At 63.1% G+C, this 16,930-nt stretch carries 18 protein-coding genes and 1 other RNA gene; 9 read left to right on the top strand and 10 right to left on the bottom strand.

Annotation, left to right across the window (positions count from 1 at the left end):
• Positions 1 to 44: 44 nt before the first annotated feature.
• On the bottom strand, positions 45 to 1,880 hold the full coding sequence (gene typA, locus ACUJ47_RS06090) for a translational GTPase TypA (RefSeq protein WP_445537522.1): 1,836 nt from the start codon (positions 1,878 to 1,880) through the stop codon (positions 45 to 47).
• A gap of 301 nt (positions 1,881 to 2,181) precedes the next feature.
• On the opposite strand from typA, the gene ACUJ47_RS06085 reads away from it, so the two are divergent.
• Complete coding sequence (locus tag ACUJ47_RS06085) at positions 2,182 to 4,767, top strand: TonB-dependent receptor (protein WP_445537521.1); 2,586 nt, start codon at positions 2,182 to 2,184, stop codon at positions 4,765 to 4,767.
• 118 nt (positions 4,768 to 4,885) lie between these two features.
• Complete coding sequence (locus ACUJ47_RS06080; protein WP_445537520.1) at positions 4,886 to 5,719, top strand: hypothetical protein; 834 nt, start codon at positions 4,886 to 4,888, stop codon at positions 5,717 to 5,719.
• A 35-nt stretch (positions 5,720 to 5,754) separates the two neighbouring features.
• Here ACUJ47_RS06080 and ACUJ47_RS06075 read toward each other — a convergent pair whose 3' ends face one another.
• Together ACUJ47_RS06075 and ACUJ47_RS06070 are read right to left on the bottom strand one after the other, a co-directional pair.
• A complete protein-coding gene (locus ACUJ47_RS06075; protein ID WP_445537519.1) occupies positions 5,755 to 8,274 on the bottom strand; it encodes an ABC transporter permease in 2,520 nt (839 codons plus the stop codon).
• A complete protein-coding gene (locus ACUJ47_RS06070; RefSeq protein WP_445537518.1) occupies positions 8,271 to 8,975 on the bottom strand; it encodes an ABC transporter ATP-binding protein in 705 nt (234 codons plus the stop codon). Before ACUJ47_RS06070 ends, ACUJ47_RS06075 begins: the two co-directional genes overlap by 4 nt.
• Before the next feature lie 48 nt (positions 8,976 to 9,023).
• On the opposite strand from ACUJ47_RS06070, the gene ACUJ47_RS06065 reads away from it, so the two are divergent.
• Entirely contained in the window at positions 9,024 to 9,734 is a 711-nt protein-coding gene (locus ACUJ47_RS06065; protein ID WP_445537517.1) for an arylesterase, read from the top strand.
• Here the strand turns inward: ACUJ47_RS06065 and recF are convergent.
• Positions 9,731 to 10,807, bottom strand: coding sequence for a DNA replication/repair protein RecF (gene recF, locus ACUJ47_RS06060; RefSeq protein WP_445537516.1), 1,077 nt, complete (start codon positions 10,805 to 10,807; stop codon positions 9,731 to 9,733). The genes ACUJ47_RS06065 and recF overlap by 4 nt on opposite strands.
• A 239-nt stretch (positions 10,808 to 11,046) precedes the next feature.
• On the opposite strand from recF, the gene ACUJ47_RS06055 reads away from it, so the two are divergent.
• Genes ACUJ47_RS06055 through ACUJ47_RS06045 form a run of 3 tightly spaced genes read left to right on the top strand, consistent with a single transcriptional unit; the run spans position 11,047 to position 11,536 of the window.
• Positions 11,047 to 11,163, top strand: a complete 117-nt coding sequence (locus tag ACUJ47_RS06055) for an enoyl-CoA hydratase (protein WP_354144232.1) — start codon at positions 11,047 to 11,049, stop codon at positions 11,161 to 11,163.
• Between the two features lie 35 nt (positions 11,164 to 11,198).
• A complete protein-coding gene (locus tag ACUJ47_RS06050) occupies positions 11,199 to 11,324 on the top strand; it encodes a hypothetical protein (protein ID WP_354144233.1) in 126 nt (41 codons plus the stop codon).
• Positions 11,321 to 11,536, top strand: coding sequence for a PspC domain-containing protein (locus ACUJ47_RS06045; protein WP_445537515.1), 216 nt, complete (start codon positions 11,321 to 11,323; stop codon positions 11,534 to 11,536). Before ACUJ47_RS06050 ends, ACUJ47_RS06045 begins: the two co-directional genes overlap by 4 nt.
• 119 nt (positions 11,537 to 11,655) lie before the next feature.
• Here ACUJ47_RS06045 and ACUJ47_RS06040 read toward each other — a convergent pair whose 3' ends face one another.
• From ACUJ47_RS06040 to ACUJ47_RS06020, 5 genes are read right to left on the bottom strand one after another with little or no spacing between them, the layout of a single operon-like run.
• Positions 11,656 to 12,438: an SDR family oxidoreductase gene (locus ACUJ47_RS06040; protein WP_445537514.1), complete on the bottom strand. Its 783-nt coding sequence runs from the start codon at positions 12,436 to 12,438 to the stop codon at positions 11,656 to 11,658.
• Between the two features lie 5 nt (positions 12,439 to 12,443).
• Positions 12,444 to 13,013: an NUDIX hydrolase gene (locus ACUJ47_RS06035; RefSeq protein WP_445537513.1), complete on the bottom strand. Its 570-nt coding sequence runs from the start codon at positions 13,011 to 13,013 to the stop codon at positions 12,444 to 12,446.
• A gap of 10 nt (positions 13,014 to 13,023) precedes the next feature.
• Positions 13,024 to 13,701 (bottom strand): TPM domain-containing protein, encoded by a 678-nt coding sequence (locus ACUJ47_RS06030; protein ID WP_445537512.1) that lies wholly within the window; start codon positions 13,699 to 13,701, stop codon positions 13,024 to 13,026.
• Positions 13,702 to 14,520 carry a TPM domain-containing protein gene (locus tag ACUJ47_RS06025; RefSeq protein ID WP_445537511.1) on the bottom strand — a complete coding sequence of 273 codons (819 nt, stop codon included), beginning with the start codon at positions 14,518 to 14,520 and terminating at the stop codon, positions 13,702 to 13,704.
• Positions 14,521 to 14,528: 8 nt separating this feature from the next.
• Complete coding sequence (locus ACUJ47_RS06020) at positions 14,529 to 15,137, bottom strand: LemA family protein (RefSeq protein WP_445537510.1); 609 nt, start codon at positions 15,135 to 15,137, stop codon at positions 14,529 to 14,531.
• Between the two features lie 157 nt (positions 15,138 to 15,294).
• On the opposite strand from ACUJ47_RS06020, the gene mscL reads away from it, so the two are divergent.
• The 3 genes from mscL to ACUJ47_RS06005 all read left to right on the top strand — a co-directional run bounded on the left by mscL (position 15,295) and on the right by ACUJ47_RS06005 (position 16,642).
• Complete coding sequence (gene mscL / locus ACUJ47_RS06015) at positions 15,295 to 15,720, top strand: large conductance mechanosensitive channel protein MscL (RefSeq protein ID WP_445537509.1); 426 nt, start codon at positions 15,295 to 15,297, stop codon at positions 15,718 to 15,720.
• A 128-nt stretch (positions 15,721 to 15,848) separates the two neighbouring features.
• Positions 15,849 to 16,194, top strand: a transfer-messenger RNA (tmRNA) gene (gene ssrA, locus ACUJ47_RS06010).
• 58 nt (positions 16,195 to 16,252) lie between these two features.
• Positions 16,253 to 16,642: a VOC family protein gene (locus ACUJ47_RS06005; protein WP_445537508.1), complete on the top strand. Its 390-nt coding sequence runs from the start codon at positions 16,253 to 16,255 to the stop codon at positions 16,640 to 16,642.
• On the opposite strand, the gene ACUJ47_RS06000 is transcribed toward ACUJ47_RS06005, so the two are convergent.
• Positions 16,635 to 16,883: a hypothetical protein gene (locus tag ACUJ47_RS06000; RefSeq protein ID WP_445537507.1), complete on the bottom strand. Its 249-nt coding sequence runs from the start codon at positions 16,881 to 16,883 to the stop codon at positions 16,635 to 16,637. The genes ACUJ47_RS06005 and ACUJ47_RS06000 overlap by 8 nt on opposite strands.
• Positions 16,884 to 16,930: the final 47 nt, after the last annotated feature.

Below are 16,930 nucleotides of genomic sequence, written 5' to 3'. Positions count from 1 at the left end.
CGCGTCTCGGGGAAGGCATGCCGCGCAGGGCACACCGCAGGAAATCAGGCCGCGTCCTTCTTGCGGCTCGCCTTCTTGCGCTCGTGCGGGCACAGGATCGCCTTGCGAAGCCGGATCGACTTGGGCGTCACTTCGACCATCTCGTCATCGTCGATATAGGCGATCGCCTGTTCCAGGCTCATCCGGCGCGGCGGAGTGAGGCGGATCGCGTCATCCTTGCCCGAAGAGCGGATGTTGGTGAGCTGCTTCGACTTGAGCGGATTGACTTCGAGATCGTCCGGCTTGGCGTTTTCGCCGATGATCATGCCTTCATAGACGCGCGCCTGCGGGCTGATGAACAGCTCGCCGCGCTCTTCCAGCGCGTTGAGCGCATAGGCCACCGCGTCGCCATCCGAATTCGAGATCAGCACGCCGTTGATGCGGCCTTCGATCGGGCCCTTATAGGGTCCATATTTTTCGAACAGCCGGTTCATGATGCCGGTGCCGCGCGTGTCGGACAGGAATTCGCCGTGATAGCCGATGAGGCCGCGCGAGGGTGCAGAGAAGGTGATGCGGGTCTTGCCGACGCCCGAGGGGCGCATCTCGACCAGCTCGGCCTTGCGGCGCTGCATTTTCTCCACGACCGTGCCCGAGTGTTCGTCATCGACGTCGATCACGACGGTTTCATAGGGCTCGGTCCGCTGGCCGTTCTCTTCGCGGAACAGCACCTTGGGGCGGCTGATGCCGAGTTCGAAGCCTTCGCGGCGCATGGTTTCGATCAGCACGCCCAGCTGGAGTTCGCCGCGCCCGGCCACTTCGAAGCTGTCTTTGTCGGCGCTTTCGGTGACGCGAATGGCGACGTTGGTCTCCGCTTCGCGCAGCAAGCGGTCGCGGATCATGCGGCTGGTCACCTTGTCGCCTTCGCGCCCGGCAAGCGGGCTGTCGTTGACGGCAAAGCGCATTGCCAGCGTCGGCGGGTCGATCGGCTGCGCAGCGATCGGCTCCTTGAGCGAAGGATTGGCGATGGTGTTGGCAACGGTGGCCTTTTCGAGGCCGGCAAGAGCGATGATGTCACCCGCCTGCGCTTCGTCGACCGGCACGCGTTCGAGCCCGCGGAAGCTGAGCAGCTTGGTGGCGCGCCCCGTCTCGACAATATTGCCGTCCATGTCGAGAGCATGGATCGGGTCGTTGACCTTGAGCTTGCCCGACTGGACGCGCCCGGTGAGCACGCGGCCCATGAAATTGTCACGGTCGAGCAAAGTGGCGAGGAAGCTGAAGGGGCCGTTTTCGTCGAGGCCCGGTGCAGGCACGTGGTTCACAATCAGGTCGAACAGGGGCGCCAGCGATCCGCCGCGCGCTTCCTGGTCGTCGCTGGCATAGCCGTCGCGGCCCGAAGCGTAGAGCACCGGGAAGTCGAGCTGTTCGTCATGGGCGTCGAGGCTGACGAAGAGGTCGAACACTTCGTCGAGCACTTCCTGCGGGCGGCCATCGGGGCGATCGATCTTGTTGACCACCACGATCGGGCGCAGGCCCAGCGCCAGCGCCTTGCCGGTGACGAACTTGGTCTGCGGCATCGCGCCTTCGGCGGCGTCGACCAGCAGGATCACGCCGTCGACCATGCTCAGGATGCGTTCCACCTCGGCGCCGAAATCGGCGTGGCCGGGCGTGTCGACGATGTTGATGCGGGTGGTGTCGCCGCCCTGTTCCCATTCGACCGAGGTGCACTTGGCAAGGATGGTGATCCCGCGTTCCTTTTCGAGATCGCCCGAATCCATCGCGCGCTCTTCGATCCGCTGGTTCTCGCGGAAAGTGCCCGACTGGCGGAACAGCTGATCGACCAGAGTGGTCTTGCCGTGGTCGACGTGGGCGATGATCGCGATATTGCGCAGCGAGCGGGACATGATGGTCTTTCGAATGGGGTCTGGCAGGCAGATATGGGGATTGGCGGCATGTTGCGCCGCACAAAGCTGCGCGCCCCTAGCCGATGCGCTGGCACATCACAAGCACCGGACATGCGATAAGGCACAGTGGACGTAACGTAAGGTGTGTCGCTGCAGCAACACGGAGCGGCGAGGATGTCGCGCTACACCGATGAATCTTGTTATGATTCCAGCGCTCTCCTACTAGGGGCGGCAAGGATCAGGGTCGATGTTTCTCTCCAGGCAGCATCTCCATCCCCGGTCGTTCAAGAGAGGAGATATCATGCGTTCTATTCTGTCCGGCAATTTTGCCGGCTCGCCCCGCGTTGCGCTTTTCGCTGGCGCGGCGGCCATTGCCCTTGCCATGCCTGCTGCAGCGCAGGCGCAGGACGCTGCGTCCGACGAGGGTGAGGAATTCGCCAGCAATGTGATCGTCGTGACCGCGACCAAGCGCGAACAGACGCTGCAGCAAACGCCGATTTCGGTTTCGGTGACTTCGGGCGAAACGCTTGAGCAGGCGCAGATCCGCGACGTGCTCGACCTGCAGACCGTGGCGCCTTCGCTGCGCGTCAGCCAGCTGCAGAACTCGTCGTCCTCGACCTTCATTATCCGCGGCTTCGGCAATGGCGACAACAACTTCGGCATCGAGCCTTCGGTCGGCGTCTTTATCGACGGTGTGTTCCGTTCGCGCTCGGCCTCGTCGCTCAACGACCTTGCCAACGTCCAGCGCATCGAAGTGCTCAACGGCCCGCAGTCGACCCTGTTCGGCAAGAACGCTTCGGCCGGCGTGATCTCGGTCATCACCCGCGAACCGCAGTTCAGCTTCGGCGGCGGCATTGAAGCCAGCTACGGCAATTACAACAATATCCAGATCAAGGGCGACGTTACCGGCCCGATCAGCGATAACATCGCCTTCTCGCTCGACGGCAGCTACAACAAGCGCGACGGCTATGCCCGCATCGTCAATCTCGACAAGGAACTGTCGGACCGCAACCGCTGGACCGCGCGCGGCCAGCTGCTGATCGAACCGACCGCCGACCTGCGCATCCGCGCGATCGTCGACTATTCCAGCATCGATGAATCCTGCTGCACCGTCAGCACGCTGGTGGCAGGCCCCACGGCTGCGGCAGTCGTCGGCGTTGGCGGCGCGCTGAGCACCGATTTCTTCAGCTATGACGCCTATCTCAATCGCGTCCCGGTGAACCAGGTCGACAATTACGGCGGCTCGGTCCAGATGGATTGGGAAACCGGCCCGATTTCGGTGACTTCGATCACCGCCTATCGCGAACTGAAGAACTTCGTCGACCAGGACGTCGATTTCACCAGCGCCGACATTGTCAGCGAAATCCGCGACCAGAAGGTCGATACCTTCACTCAGGAACTGCGGATCGCTTCCGATTTCGACGGCCCGATCAACTTCCTGTTGGGCGGCTTCTATTTCGACGAGAAGATCAACCAGGAAAGCGATTTGATCACGGGTGGGGTGTCGCGTCCCTTCTTCGAACTGCTGGGCGGCGGCATCGGCCTGTTCAGCGGCGTGGAAGCGGCGCTCGGCCTTCCGCAGAACAGCATCTTCTCTCCCGGTCCGCTGACCTCCGAGAGCTATTCGATGGACAATACCTCGTGGTCGATCTTCGGCACGGTGGATTTCGAAGTGTTCGACGGCCTCGTCCTGACCGGCGGGTTCAACTACACCAAGGACAAGAAGGATTTCGCGCTTAGCCAGACTTCCTACGACGAACTCGCAAACATCAATCTTGTCGATGCCTATATCGTCGGCGGTATCGCGCAGGCGCTTTCGATCCCGCCGAGCCAGGTCACGCCGGCGGTGATCCAGAGCTTTGCGACGGGCCAGGCGACTGCACCAGCGTTCCAGTTCATCGCGAGCCAGGCGATCAATCCCGCCACCAACCCGCTGCTGGCATTGGCGCCGTTCCAGTTCCAGCCGCCGTTCCTCAACATTCCCAATGCGGTTGAGGACGGGAAGACCCGCGACGACGACTTCAGCTACACGCTGCGCGCCGCCTATGACGTTTCGGATCGCGTGAATGTCTATTTCAGCTACGCGACCGGCTTCAAGGCGAGTTCGGTAAACCTGTCGCGCGATTCGCGCCCGCTGTTTGGGGACTACATCCCCGGCCCGTATCGCTCGTCGATCCTCGCACCTTCGTCGCCGATCCAGGACGGCGGACTTGGCGTGCCGAACCTGACCACCGGTTCGCGCTTTGCCGGTCCGGAAGAAGCGAAGGTCTGGGAAGTGGGCCTGAAGGCTTCGCTCCCGGGCGTGAACATCAATCTGGCGCTGTTCGACCAGACGCTGAAGGGCTTCCAGAGCTTCCTGTTCACCGGCACGGGCTTCCAGCTCAACAATGCGGGCGAACAGTCGGTGAAGGGCTTCGAACTCGACACGCGGATCAATCCAGCTGACGGGCTCGTCTTTACGTTCGCAGCGACTTACCTCGATCCGCTGTACGACAGCTTCACCGAAAGCCCGGTGGGCGATCTTTCGGGCAAGCGCCCAGGTGGCATTCCTTCGTGGAACCTGGCCACCTCGGCAACCTATACGCATGAGTTCGACGCGGGCCATCGCCTGATCAGCCGCCTCGACTATGCGCATGAAAGCAACACCCGCATCAACAACGGCTTGCCGACCTATGGCCCGAACAACTTCATGCGCGAAGTGAACCTGGTCAACGCGTCGATCACGCTGGCGCTCGAGAACGGTTTCGAGATCGGTGCATGGGCACGCAATTTGCTTGACGACAAGTACATCCTCACGGTGTTCGATGGCGTGGCGCAGGCCGGTACGGTTTCGGGTTATCCCAGCGCACCGCGCACCTATGGCGGCGTGGTTCGCTACAAGTTCTGACGGCTAGCGTCCTGAAGCAAATACTGGAGGGGTCGGTGAAAGCCGGCCCCTTCTTCATTGCGCAATCGACGCGATTGTGTTGCATTGACTTGCAGTTTGTCTTTGTGAGGGGGATCACATGCAAGTCAGCGTTTCCAAGGTCTGGGGCACCGTACTTGAAATAGTAAAGGCGCGGTTGGGCAGCCTGGTTGGATTGTGGCTCGTTTATTTCGCGATCCAGATGTTCGTTTCCGCGGTCGCATTCATGTTTATAGGGGCATCGGTGTCTGTTGCGGCGCTTGAAGGCGACCCCAATGCCCTTGGCGCGATGGGCCTGGGCATGCTGCTGTTCATGGCGATTATCTACCTCGGCTATGTGTACATAGCGTCGGCGCAGAGTGCCGCGATGAGCCGCATGGCATCGCCGCTGGTGCAAACGAGCTTTGGGGATGCCTTCAGCTCCGGCTTCGCCAATGGGCTCACGCTGCTGGGTACGACCGTCCTGCTGTTGCTGGGCTATCTCGTCGGCTTGCTGGTGCTTGGCATGGTGGGCGAAGGAGTGGCAATGGCCGGTGTGCTCGCACAGGGAGTTTGGGCCATCGCCATGGCCGCGCTCTTGATCTACCTGGCCTGTCGCCTGATCATCCTGCCTCCTGTGGTGGCAGTCGAAGGTGTACGAAATCCGATCACCGCAATTGTTCGCAGCTGGCAGCTCACCAAGGGGAAGGTGCTCGGCATTTTCCTCTCGCTGCTGGTGTTCGTCGCCATTGCACTTGTGGCGGTCGGCGTGCCGTTCGCCATGTTCTTCGGGACGATCATGGGCTTGTCGCAAGGCGATGTCGGCCCCGCCATCGGCGCGATTTTCGGCATGGTGGTTATCTTCGCGGTACTGGCGGTGCTGCTGGCTGTGCTCGGGTCAACGTTTGGTGCGGTGGTGCACAGCCAGCTCGTCGGCAGCGAAACAGCAGAATAGGGCCGTGCGGCCTCAGCGGCATCTGCTTTTCAGGGTCAAAGTTCGCGCAGCGCCTGCGCGGGCTTGGCCTTGAGCAGCGGCAGCGAACCGCCCAGCGCGAAACCGAGTACCAGCACCAGCCCGATGCCGAGCACGCCCAGCACCTGACGCCAGTTCGGCAGCCAGTCGAATTCGAACAGCTCGGTAATCACGAACCATGCGAGGGTGGAACCGAGCGCCAGCGCCACGACTGCCAGCAATAGGGCGAGCAGTCCGTATTCGGCGAGTTGCATGCCCAGTACCTGGCGGCGGCTTGCGCCGAGCACGCGCAGGACCACCGTGTCATAGGTGCGCGAGGCGCGGGCCGCGGCGATCGCGCCCATCAGCACCGCGAGCCCGGCCAGGACCGCGACCGAGGCGGCAGCCAGCGTCGCTGCGCCCACCTGCTCAAGGATAGTGCGTGCTTCGACCAATACCTGGCCGATTTCGATCATCGAGCTCGACGGGAAGCGTGCCACCATCTGCCGCAGCAATTCGCCTGAAACGCTCTTGTCCGACAGTTCGATCGTCGCGGCGAGGTTGTGCGGCGCATCGGAGATCGCATTGCTTGAGAAGACGAGGGCATAGTTGAAGCCCATGCTTTCCCAGTCGATCACGCGCAAATTCGCCACGCGCACGTCGCGTTCGATCCCGAGCACGCCGATGGTGAGGTAATCGCCGGGCTTGAGGTCGATCGCGCGCGCGAAATCGGCCTCTACCGAAACCAGCGGCTCGCCGTCATAGCCTTCGTTCCACCATTCGCCTTCGACCAGCGAATTGCCCGGCGGCAAGCTGTCCGAATAGGTCAGCCCGCGTTCGCCGCGCAGCACCCATGCCCCTTCGGGAATTTCCTCAAGGTCGGCGACGCGGGTCATGTTGCCCTTGCTGCCATAGGCGAGCACCGAACCGCGCAGTGCGGGAACGGTGCGGATCGAAGCATTGGGATCGAGCCCGGTTACCAGAGCGCGGAAATCGCTTTCGCCGTCGCGCGGGATGTCGAGCACGAAATAGTCGGGCGCTTCGCGGGGCACGCGCTGCTGGATATTGCCGTCGATCGCGCTCTGGATCGCAGCGAGCAGCACGAAGGCGGCAAGGCCGAAGCCGAGCGCGGTCACCAGCGCCCCTGTGGGTGCGCCGGGGCGGTGAAGATTGGCGATTGCTGCGCGCAGCAAGGGATTGGCGGTGCGCGGCGCGCGCCTTGCGGCAATGCGGATCGCAAGTCCGATCAGCGCCAGCGCGATCAACGCGCCGCCCGCGCCGATAAGGAACCCGCCCGAAAGCATGGGCTGCGACGTCGTGAGCAGGGCAAGCGCGCAGATCGCGGCGATCCCGGCGCCGGTCCATGCCAGCGCGCGCCAGTCGCGCGCCAGCGGCGCAACGCGTGCCCGCATCAGCGCCATCGCAGGGAATGTGCGGGCGCGCAGGAGTGGCGTCGCCGCGAAAGCGAAGGCGACCAGCAGGCCGTATGCAGCCGCGAGCGCCAGCGGCGCGGGCTCGATCACGAAGCCGGTTTCGACCGGCAGCAGGCCTTGCAGAGCAGCGCCCAGTAGCGGGGTTACAAGTACGCCGGTGGCGATCCCCGCGATGCTTCCGATCAATGCGGCAGCGCCGACCTGAAGCCCATAGATGCGCACAATGTCTCTGCTCGAAGCGCCGAGCACCTTGAGCGTGGCGATCGAATTGCGCCGCGCATCGAGATAGGATGCGACCCCACCGCCGATCCCGATCCCTGCAATCACCAGCGCGGCAAGCCCGACAAGGGTCAGGAAATCGCTCATGTTGCGCACGAAGCGGTCCGCGCCGGGTGATGCGCGGTCACGGGTGCGGAAATCGAAACCGGCATTGGGAAAGCGCGCTTCGAGCGCTTCGGCGACATCCGCCGGATCCTCCGTGCCGCTGAAGGCGACGCGGTATTTGCTCTCGTAGAGCGTGCCCGGCGCAATCAGCCCGGCGCGCAAGGGATATTCCTCGGCCACGATCACGGTGGGGCCGAGCTGGAACCCTTCGGACAGGCGATCGGGCTCGTTGTCGATCACCCCGGCCGCGACAAGTTCTGCCGTGCCGACACGGAAGCGGTCGCCCATTGCGATGTCCAGCCGGTCGAGCGCGCCCTGGCCGAGCCACGCTTCGCCTGCCGCCGGTGCGGCGACACTGCGCCCGTCCTTGAGCGTTAGCGTGCCATAGAGCGGCCATTTGGCGTCTACCGCCTTGAGTTCGATCGGCGCTGCGGCATTGGCGGTGCTGGCCATCGCCTGCATGCGGGTGCCGCCCGAGATCTCGCCATATTCGCTCAGCGCCGCCTTTTCCTCATCGGAAAGGTCGCGCTGCCACACTTCGACTTCGAGATCGCCGCCGAGCAATTCCTGCCCGCGATTGGCCAGTTCGCGTTCGATTGCAGCAGTCAGCGTGCCGATCGCGGCGAGCGCGGCGGTGCCTAGGAAAATGCATACGAGCAGCAGCCTGAGGCCCCTGAAGCGGGCGTTGAGATCGCGCCGGGCAATGCGCCAGGCCGCTCCCCAGGTCAGGTGCTGGCTCATGCTGCGGCGCTGGCGGAAGCGGTATCGGAAACGATCACGCCGTCGGCCATGGTGACGACCCGCTCGCACCGTTCGGCCAGCGCGCGGTCATGCGTGATCATCAGCAGGGTCGCGCCGGTTTCCGCGCGGCGCGCGAACAACAGCTCGATGATGTCCTTGCCGGTGGCAGCGTCGAGATTGCCGGTGGGTTCGTCGGCAAAGATCAATTCGGGGCGCGGCGCGATCGCGCGGGCAATGGCTACGCGTTGCTGCTCGCCGCCCGACAGCTGGGTGGGATAATGGTCGAGCCGATGGCCCAGGCCGACTGCCTTCAGTTCGTCCATTGCGCGTTCGCGCGCATCGGCGACCCCATGCAGTTCCATCGGGGTGGCGACATTCTCGGCTGCAGTCATGGTCGGTAAGAGGTGGAACGCTTGCAACACGATGCCGATGCGGCCGCGGCGGGCCTGCGCCAGCGCGTCCTCGTCCATCGAGGTGAAATCGGCTCCGGCAACCACCAAAGCGCCGCTCGTCGCGCGTTCAAGGCCGGACATTACTGCCATCAGCGAGCTTTTGCCCGAGCCGGATGCACCAAGCAGCGCCACGACTTCGCCCGAAGCGATGTCGAGGTCGATCCCGCGCAGGATTTCGACCGGCGCGGTATCGCTGCCGAGCGTGAGGGTGAGATTTCGGGCGGATATTGCGAGAGGGGGCTTTGTCACGGGTTACGCATTCGCATAGGGGAGGGGGCCGCACAAGGAGACTCGCAGATGGCAAAAGGCGTTTGGTCGATCATGCTCGCGCTATTCCTCGCAGCCTGTGGGGCAGATGTGCCCGCCGACGATGCGGCAGGCGCGGGTTCCGATACCAATGCAGCGGAAGTGGCCACGGTTCCCGTAATGGGGCCGGAGCGCAATATCCTCGCCTTCGGGGACAGTCTCTTTGCGGGCTATAATGTCGCGAAGGATGCGAGCTATCCGGCAAGGCTGGAGGCTGCGCTGCGCGCGCGCGGGATCAACGCGCAAGTCGCCAATGCGGGCATTTCGGGCGACACCAGCGCCGCCGGGCTACAGCGGTTGAAGTTTACGCTCGATGCGCAGGCGGAAAAGCCCGATCTCTTCATTCTGGAACTGGGCGGCAATGATTTGCTTCGCGGCCTCTCGCCTGAACAGACGCGCGCGAACCTCGCTGCAATTCTTACTGAGCTCAAGGCGCGCGGCATCCCGGCGCTGGTCATGGGAATGCGCGCGCCGCCCAACTACGGTCCCGAATACCAGGCGCAATTCGATGCGCTCTATGCGGATCTGGCGCGCGAATATGGCGCGGCGCTGGTGCCGTTCTGGCTCGAGGCGATCTACCAGGACCCGTCACTGTTCCAGGCTGACCGGATCCATCCGACCGAGGATGGCATCGAAGAATTGGTGGCGGCGACAATTGGCGAGGTTTCGGCTGCGCTGCCTCCGGGCGAGGAAAGCGATTAAAGCCGTTCTGCGGTACCGCGCCTAATCCGCCAGACGGCGGCTTCGCCCAGTATATCCTCGAACGGCGCGGGTTCGGTTCCGGTCAGCCACAACTGTGCGCGGCCGAGCCGCAGCCGCTCGAACAATGCGGCGCGCCGCACAGGGTCGAGATGCGCGGCGACCTCGTCGAGCAGCAGGACGCCCGGGCGGCCTTCCGCCGCAAGCGCGGCATGCGCGAGAGTGATCGCAATCAGCATCGCCTTTTGCTCGCCGGTCGAGCAGGAGCTGGCAAGCTGGCCGCTGCCCGACATCACGACTTCCAGCTCGTCGCGATGCGGCCCGGCAAGCGTCCGTCCGGCAGCCCGGTCGCGATTGCGGTAGCGCGCGAGTTCCGCACGCAGTTCCTCGCGCGTGGCGGGGCCACCGGGGCGGTAGGTGAGGATCGGGCGGGCGAATGGCTGGTCGGGCAGGGCAGTCAGCTCGTCCGTCAGTGTTGCCACCAATGCTGCACGGCCGGCGGTCACTTGCGCGCCGTGTTCGGCCAACTGCGCTTCGATTGCTTCGAGCCAGGTGGCGTCGCGGCTGTCTTCGAGCAGCTTGTTGCGTTCGCGCAGCGCGGTCTCGAAGCGCGACACGGCGCGCGCATGCGCCGGGTCGATCGCCAGTGCCAGCCGGTCCATATAGCGTCGCCGCGCACCCGCGCTGTCCATGAACAGCCCGTCCATTGCCGGGGTCAGCCATCCGATTGCGAGCCATTCGCCCAGGCTTTGCGCGCTGGCCTCCGCCCCGTTGATGCGGACCAGCCGCCGCCCGGGCCGCTCCGGCTCGACGAAAGTGCCGATCCGCGCGCTCTCATGGCCTTGCTCGTTCAGGCTTGCGCCGATCTGGAATCCGCCGCCACCATCGGGGCCTGCGAGCTCGGAAAGCGCAGCGCGTCGCAATCCGCGCCCCGGTGCGAGCAGCGAAAGCGCCTCAAGGATGTTGGTCTTGCCCGCGCCATTCTCGCCCACCAGCAGGTTGAGCTGCGCCGTTCCGCCCAGTTCAGTCTGGCGGTGGTTGCGGAAGTGCGAAAGGGCGATGCGATCGAGCGCCATGGCTGTCCCAGCGCTTAGCATCCCGGGCGGAATTGGCCACTTTCGACTGACGTGAAATCAACGATCCTGAAATATGGTGAAAAAAACCAACCTTTCGGATCTGTGAATGGCGTGTTGTGAGGTGGAAAATCAAAAAACCGCAGAATTCCGCCATTTTTCGAAATTGGCACACCTCCTGCAGTCAGTTGGGTGTTCCGCGAAATACTTCGTCGGAGAGTTACAAACAGGAGTTAGAGACAATGTTTTTCAATGCAGACACCACCAACAAGCTTTTTGCCGCGATTACCTCGCTCGTTCTTTCCGCTGCCGTGATGGCCGCAACGATCGTTCCCGGCAGCCCCCTCATGTTCGCCTGATTGAACAGGCACACAAGGTTCAGAAAAGGAGTTAGATGATGTTTTCCCGTTTCGATATCGGCAACCGCATGTTCGCTGCTGTCGCTTCGCTCGCGATGTCCGCCGTCATGATGGCGACGGTTATCGACTATGCCACCCCGCTTTCGGGAGTAGTCGCATGAACCAGCTCGATCCCAACCCCGCCGGTGGCGCGCCCAGTCGCGGTTTCCACCTGGACAAGCAGGACGGCAAGATCTTCGGCGTATGCGCCGGCATCGCCGATTACTTCGGGATCGATCCGCTGATGGTGCGCCTGGGCTTCGTTGCCGGCACTGTGATCGGCTTCGGATCGCTGATCCTGGTCTATCTCGCGATCGCGCTGATCGCGGATTGAGCGCAGCGAAGAAAAAGCGGTTCCCGGTTTTTCGGACCGCTGCGCAACGATCTTGAACAAACCGGGAGGGGCCAGCTTGGCCCCTCTTTCGTATCCGCTATTCGAATGCGCGCTTCAAATCACATCGCCGAAATGCCGCCGTCGAGCTTCAGCTCCGCTCCGGTCATGAAGCGGCTTTCATCGCTCGCCAGATAGACCACCGCATTGGCGATATCGTTGGGTTCGCCCACGAATTTCAGCGGAATCTGCCGGGCCAGCTTTTCCATCAGCACATCCTTGTCGAGATTGTGGTTGCGCGCGGTCCCGTCGAGGATCGGCGTGTCGACAAAGGTGGGGTGCACCGAATTGCAGCGGATCTGCATGTTCTTCTTCGCACAGTGGAGCGCGATCGACTTGCTCAGCATCCACACCGCCGCCTTGGACGAATTGTAGGCGGGCATGGTGTCGCTCGCGATCAGGCCTGCAATGCTCGAAATATTGATGATCGATCCCGGCGCGTGTTCGCGCATCAGCGGCAGGGCCTTCTGGCAGCCATGGAAGATCGAATCGACATTCACCGAGAAGCAGCGCTTCCAGTCTTCGAACTTGCAGGTTTCGATATTGCCGCCCACGCCGATCCCGGCGTTGTTGACCAGCACGTTGAGCCCGCCAAGGTTGTCGCGCGCCGCCTCGACCGCGGCTTCCCACGCCACCGGATCGGTGACGTCGTGCTGCACTGCATAGGCTGTGCCTGCGCCCAGATCGGCATTGATCGCCGCGGCAACTGATTCGGCGCCCGCGCCATTGATATCGGTGCACAGCACCCGCGCGCCTTCTTCCGCCAGCCGCCGCGAATGGGCCGCACCCAGACCTTGCGCCGCACCCGTTACCAGCGCCAGCTTGCCCGCACACCGTCCTGCCATAGCCTTCAATCCTCTCCGATAAATCCAGCCGCCATCAACATGGCGACACGCACATCGACACCGTGCCCCTTCGCGCGCCGTTCCGCAACGAATTGCGGCAAATCGCACAAGCGCACGCGGTGAACCCTGATATCCTCGCTGGCGGTACCGCCGCCTTCGCTCACTTTGGTCAGCCCATGCGCGCGCAGCAGGGTAAAGCTTTCGGATACCATGCCGGGGCTGGAATAGAATTCGCCGAGGTTCTCGATCCGCGCCGCGCGATAACCGGTTTCTTCCTCCAGCTCGCGAAGCGCGGCCTCTTCGTCGGCTTCACCGGCCTTGCTCTCGTCATCGCCGATCAGCCCGGCGGGAATCTCGAGGCAGATGCGCCCCAGCGGCACGCGATATTGCTCGACCAGGATGACATGGCCCTCGTCGTCGATGGCGATGATGGCGGCGGCGCGAATTCCGCGCGAACGTGCGACATATTCCCACCGGCCGCGGGTCTTGGCGGTGACGAACTTGCCCTGCCACTCGATGGTCTCGGGCTTTGCGGCATCGGGGTCGCTCGGAGGAGCGGAATCGGGATCACTCATCCGATGAGCGTCAGACTTCGATCAGCCGGTCGGGCAACTCGTTCTCGTCATGCTCGTCGCGCGGGAAGTGCTGGCTCAGCACTTCGCCAACGTCGCGCACCCCGGCCGCAAGCCCTTCGGCCATGCAGCCGCGGCGAATCTGCTCGAGCATGTCGGCCATGGCCTGGCCCCAGACCTCGGGCTGGACTTGCCCCGCAATCGCTTCGTCAGCGACTATCTCGGCGCGGTGCTCCCGCATCGAAAGGTAGATCAGCACGCCGGTGCGGCCATGGGTGCGCCGCTCGGCGCCAACCTTGAAGTGTTTGATCGCCGCATCGTGCACGCGGGAATGCTTCACCGGCGCAGGGATCAGCGCGAATTTGAGCCATTGCCATTGCTGGACCAGTAGCACGGCGAAGAACTTGAGCAGGCCGACTGCGGTGAGCAGGCCGAAGAGTTCGCCGGTCGTCCATTGGTGGTTCCAACCGCCGCCAAGCAGTTCCAGTTTCGACATGTAGAATTGCGGGAACAAAGCGATGACGGTCATCGCGGTGAATGCAGCGGCGATCGCCCACCACAGCGCGACATCGGAGTAACCGTCGCTGCGATCGGCAAGCACGGTCACGATCTCGCCGCTGGTGTGCAGTTCGGCTTGTGCCACGGCATCGGAAACGATCCGGTGCTGTTCGCTTGTCAGATAGCGTCCCATTTACCACCCCCCGGAGGCGCCACCGCCCCCGAAACTGCCGCCGCCGCCCGAAAAACCGCCTCCACCGAAGCCGCCGCCTCCGCCGCCACCCCAGTCGTCGCCGCCCGATAGAGCGCCGCGCAGGATGGCAGAGCCGACTTCCCACAGGATGATGTCGCCCACGGTGTCGCCGAAGTCGCGGCCTTTGCCGCGATAGCGCCTGCGCCTACGGCGCCCGCGCAGCATCGGCAGCACGAAGAAGAACAGGATGAAGGCGATCCACAAGATCGCGCCAACCGGGAATCCGCTGTCGCTTTCTCGCTTGGCACCAGCCTCGGCGGCGATGGCGCGCGCTTCTTCTTCCGGCAATTGCAACTGCTGGATAATCGCATCGGTGCCCGCCACGATCCCGCCGGTCAGGTCCCCTTCGCGCGCGCGCGGCAGGATCGCGTTGTTGATGATGAGCGATGAAAGCGCATCGGTAAGATAGCCCTCAAGCCCATAGCCGACCTCGATCCGCACCTTGCGCTCGCTGGGCGCGACAATCAGCAGCGCACCGTCATTGCGCTCGGCATCGCCGATCCCCCACGTCCGGCCGAGCTGGTAGCCATAATCGGCGATATCATAGCCCTGCAGGTCGGGGATGGTCGCGATGACCAACTGCCGCTGCGTTTGCGCTTCGAGTTCTTCGAGCTTCCGGTTGAGTTCGGCCTCGGTCGCATCGGGAATGATGTTCGCGGCATCGACCACGCGCCCGGTCAGCGCAGGGAATTCCTGCGCCGCAACGGGTGCGGAAATCAGCGCCGCGAATGCAGCCAGGATCAGCGCAAGCGCGCGCACCGGCTGGCTCAGTTGCCCGATGTCATGTCGAGTTCGGGAGCGACTTCGGCGCCTTCGGTGACGGCTTCATAAGGCACCATCGGCTCGGCCCCATGGATCACCTTCGCGCCGATGATGTCGGGGAAGGTGCGGATGGTGGTGTTATACTGGCGAACCGCCTCGTTATAGTCGCGGATCGACACGGCAATGCGGTTTTCCGTCCCTTCGAGCTGGCTTTGAAGCGCAAGATAGTTCTGGTTCGACTGGATCTGCGGATAGGCCTCGAAGCTTGCCAGCAGGCGGCCGATCCCTGCGCCCAGCTGCGCCTGTGCGGCCTGGAATTCGGCCATCTTCTCGGCATCGCCCAGATCGTTCGCATCGATGTTGACGCTGGTGGCGCGGGCGCGCGCCTCGGTCACTTCGGTCAGGATCGAGCGCTCGTTTTCACCGGCGCCGCGGACCACTTCCGCGAGATTGGGGATGAGGTTCGCCCGGCGCTGGAACTGCGCCTCTACATCGGCCCACTTGGCCTTGGCGTTCTCTTCAGCGGTAGGGACAGAATTGATCCCGCAAGCGGACAGGCTGAGCGCAAGGCCGGCGGCAAGCGCGAAACGGCGGAGTGCAACGACGAAATTCATCGGAATTCCTTTCGGACATGGCCCGGCGCAGGGGGAGCGGGCATCTGTGTTGGGATTATAGGACACCCCTGTGGATATTCAAGCAGATCCGAGGCTTGGCAAGCGCGGGGGGCAGTGCAAGACTGCGCGCCTTCCCCGGCTAAATGAGGAGGATAACATGCTTTCGGAATTCAAGGCCTTCATCGCCAAAGGCAATGTGCTCGACCTGGCGGTTGCCGTGATCATCGGCGGTGCATTCGGCACGATCGTCACTTCGCTGACAGGCGACATCATCATGCCGCTCGTCGGTGCGATCTTTGGCGGCGTCGATTTCACCAGCAAGTTCATCCTGCTCAGCGCGCCTGCGGGCTATGAAGGTTCGTTGACCGATTATGCCGCGCTCAAGGAAGCGGGAGCGGCCATGATCGGATACGGCGCTTTTCTTACTGCGCTGATCAATTTCCTGATCCTTGCCTTCGTGATCTTCCTGCTGGTGCGGCAGGCAAACAAGCTGATGAAGAAGCAGGAAGAGGCGCCGCCCGCACCCTCCGGCCCGACCGAGATCGAATTGCTGACCGAAATCCGCGATGCGCTGAAGAAGTAGGTTCCGCAGGGCGGTTGCCGACTGGCACAATTCGGCCCGAAGGGCCGCAAGGGCGACCGCCCGCCCGCAGCGATGCGACCTTCAGGTCGCATGAGCGAGGAAACGCACACGGGCACCTAAACTCCCATCCACTTCCCATTAATGCTGCAATGCCTATATAGGGCCTGCCGGTTTCGGCCGGCTATGGTGATAAACTGCGGCGTGCAATAGGCACAACGGACCCGGGGGCAGTACCCGGCGGCTCCACCACAAAACCCGGCGAAATCCGGGGGTTATGACGGGGCCGAACCAGGATCGACGTGTGTTGAAAAACGTTGTTTTCACCCGGGCTGAGTACCCCGTAAAACTGTTCAAAACACACAAGTGCCAACGATAACGAAGCACTCGCTATTGCTGCGTAATGTGACGGCCTAACGGCCTGAATTTACAAAGCTAAAGCGCGGTTGGACCGACCGGGCAACAGAACGGATACCGGGGGCCCGGGGGAGCCTAGCAACAGAATCCCCCACCTTCTCAGCCGGAGAAGTTTCTCATGCACATTGTCGTCACGATCGATGTTCCCGACCTGGATCGGGGGATCGCGTTCTATCGCGATGCGCTCGGTTTCGAGGAGCGGGTGCGGCCGCTGCCGAATTTCGTCATCATGACGAACGGAAAGGCGCGGATCGGGGTGATGCAGAAGGATGCCGGGACGAGGCCGGCGCCCGGGTCAGACGATATCCGCGACTATGCACGGCACTGGACGCCGGTTCATGCCGATTTCCATGTCGAGGAGTTTGAAGAGACGCTCGCTGCAATTGTTCGCGCGGGTGGGCGTGCGGAACAGAAGGCGGGAGGAGGGGCATTGCCCGATGTTGCCTTCTGCAGCGATCCCTTCGGACACGGCTTTTGCCTGATCGGGCCGCGGCCCGAAGCTAGCTAGCTTCGTTTGTCTCTTCGCGTTCGCGCTTTTCCTGCTCGTAGCGGATCGCGTCGAGGATCTTCGCTCCGCCCAGGAACACCGCACCAGCGGTCGCAGCCCAGAGCAGATAGCCACCGAAACCGGGATATTGGAGCGTGTAATGCGCGCCGCGGGTCATCGCCCCCAGGGCCAGCGCGTAGATGATCAGATACGCTTCCCAGCGCGTCTTGATCACGAACAGCCGACCGATCTTGCGCAGCATCAGGAGCCTCTTTCCAATCCGCCGCGACAAGGCACGGCTGGTTAACA

It is taken from the genome of Altererythrobacter sp. Z27, assembly GCF_052683155.1.
The sequence above is the reverse complement of the archived record's forward strand: the minus strand, read 5'-3'. Positions and strand labels throughout refer to the sequence as shown.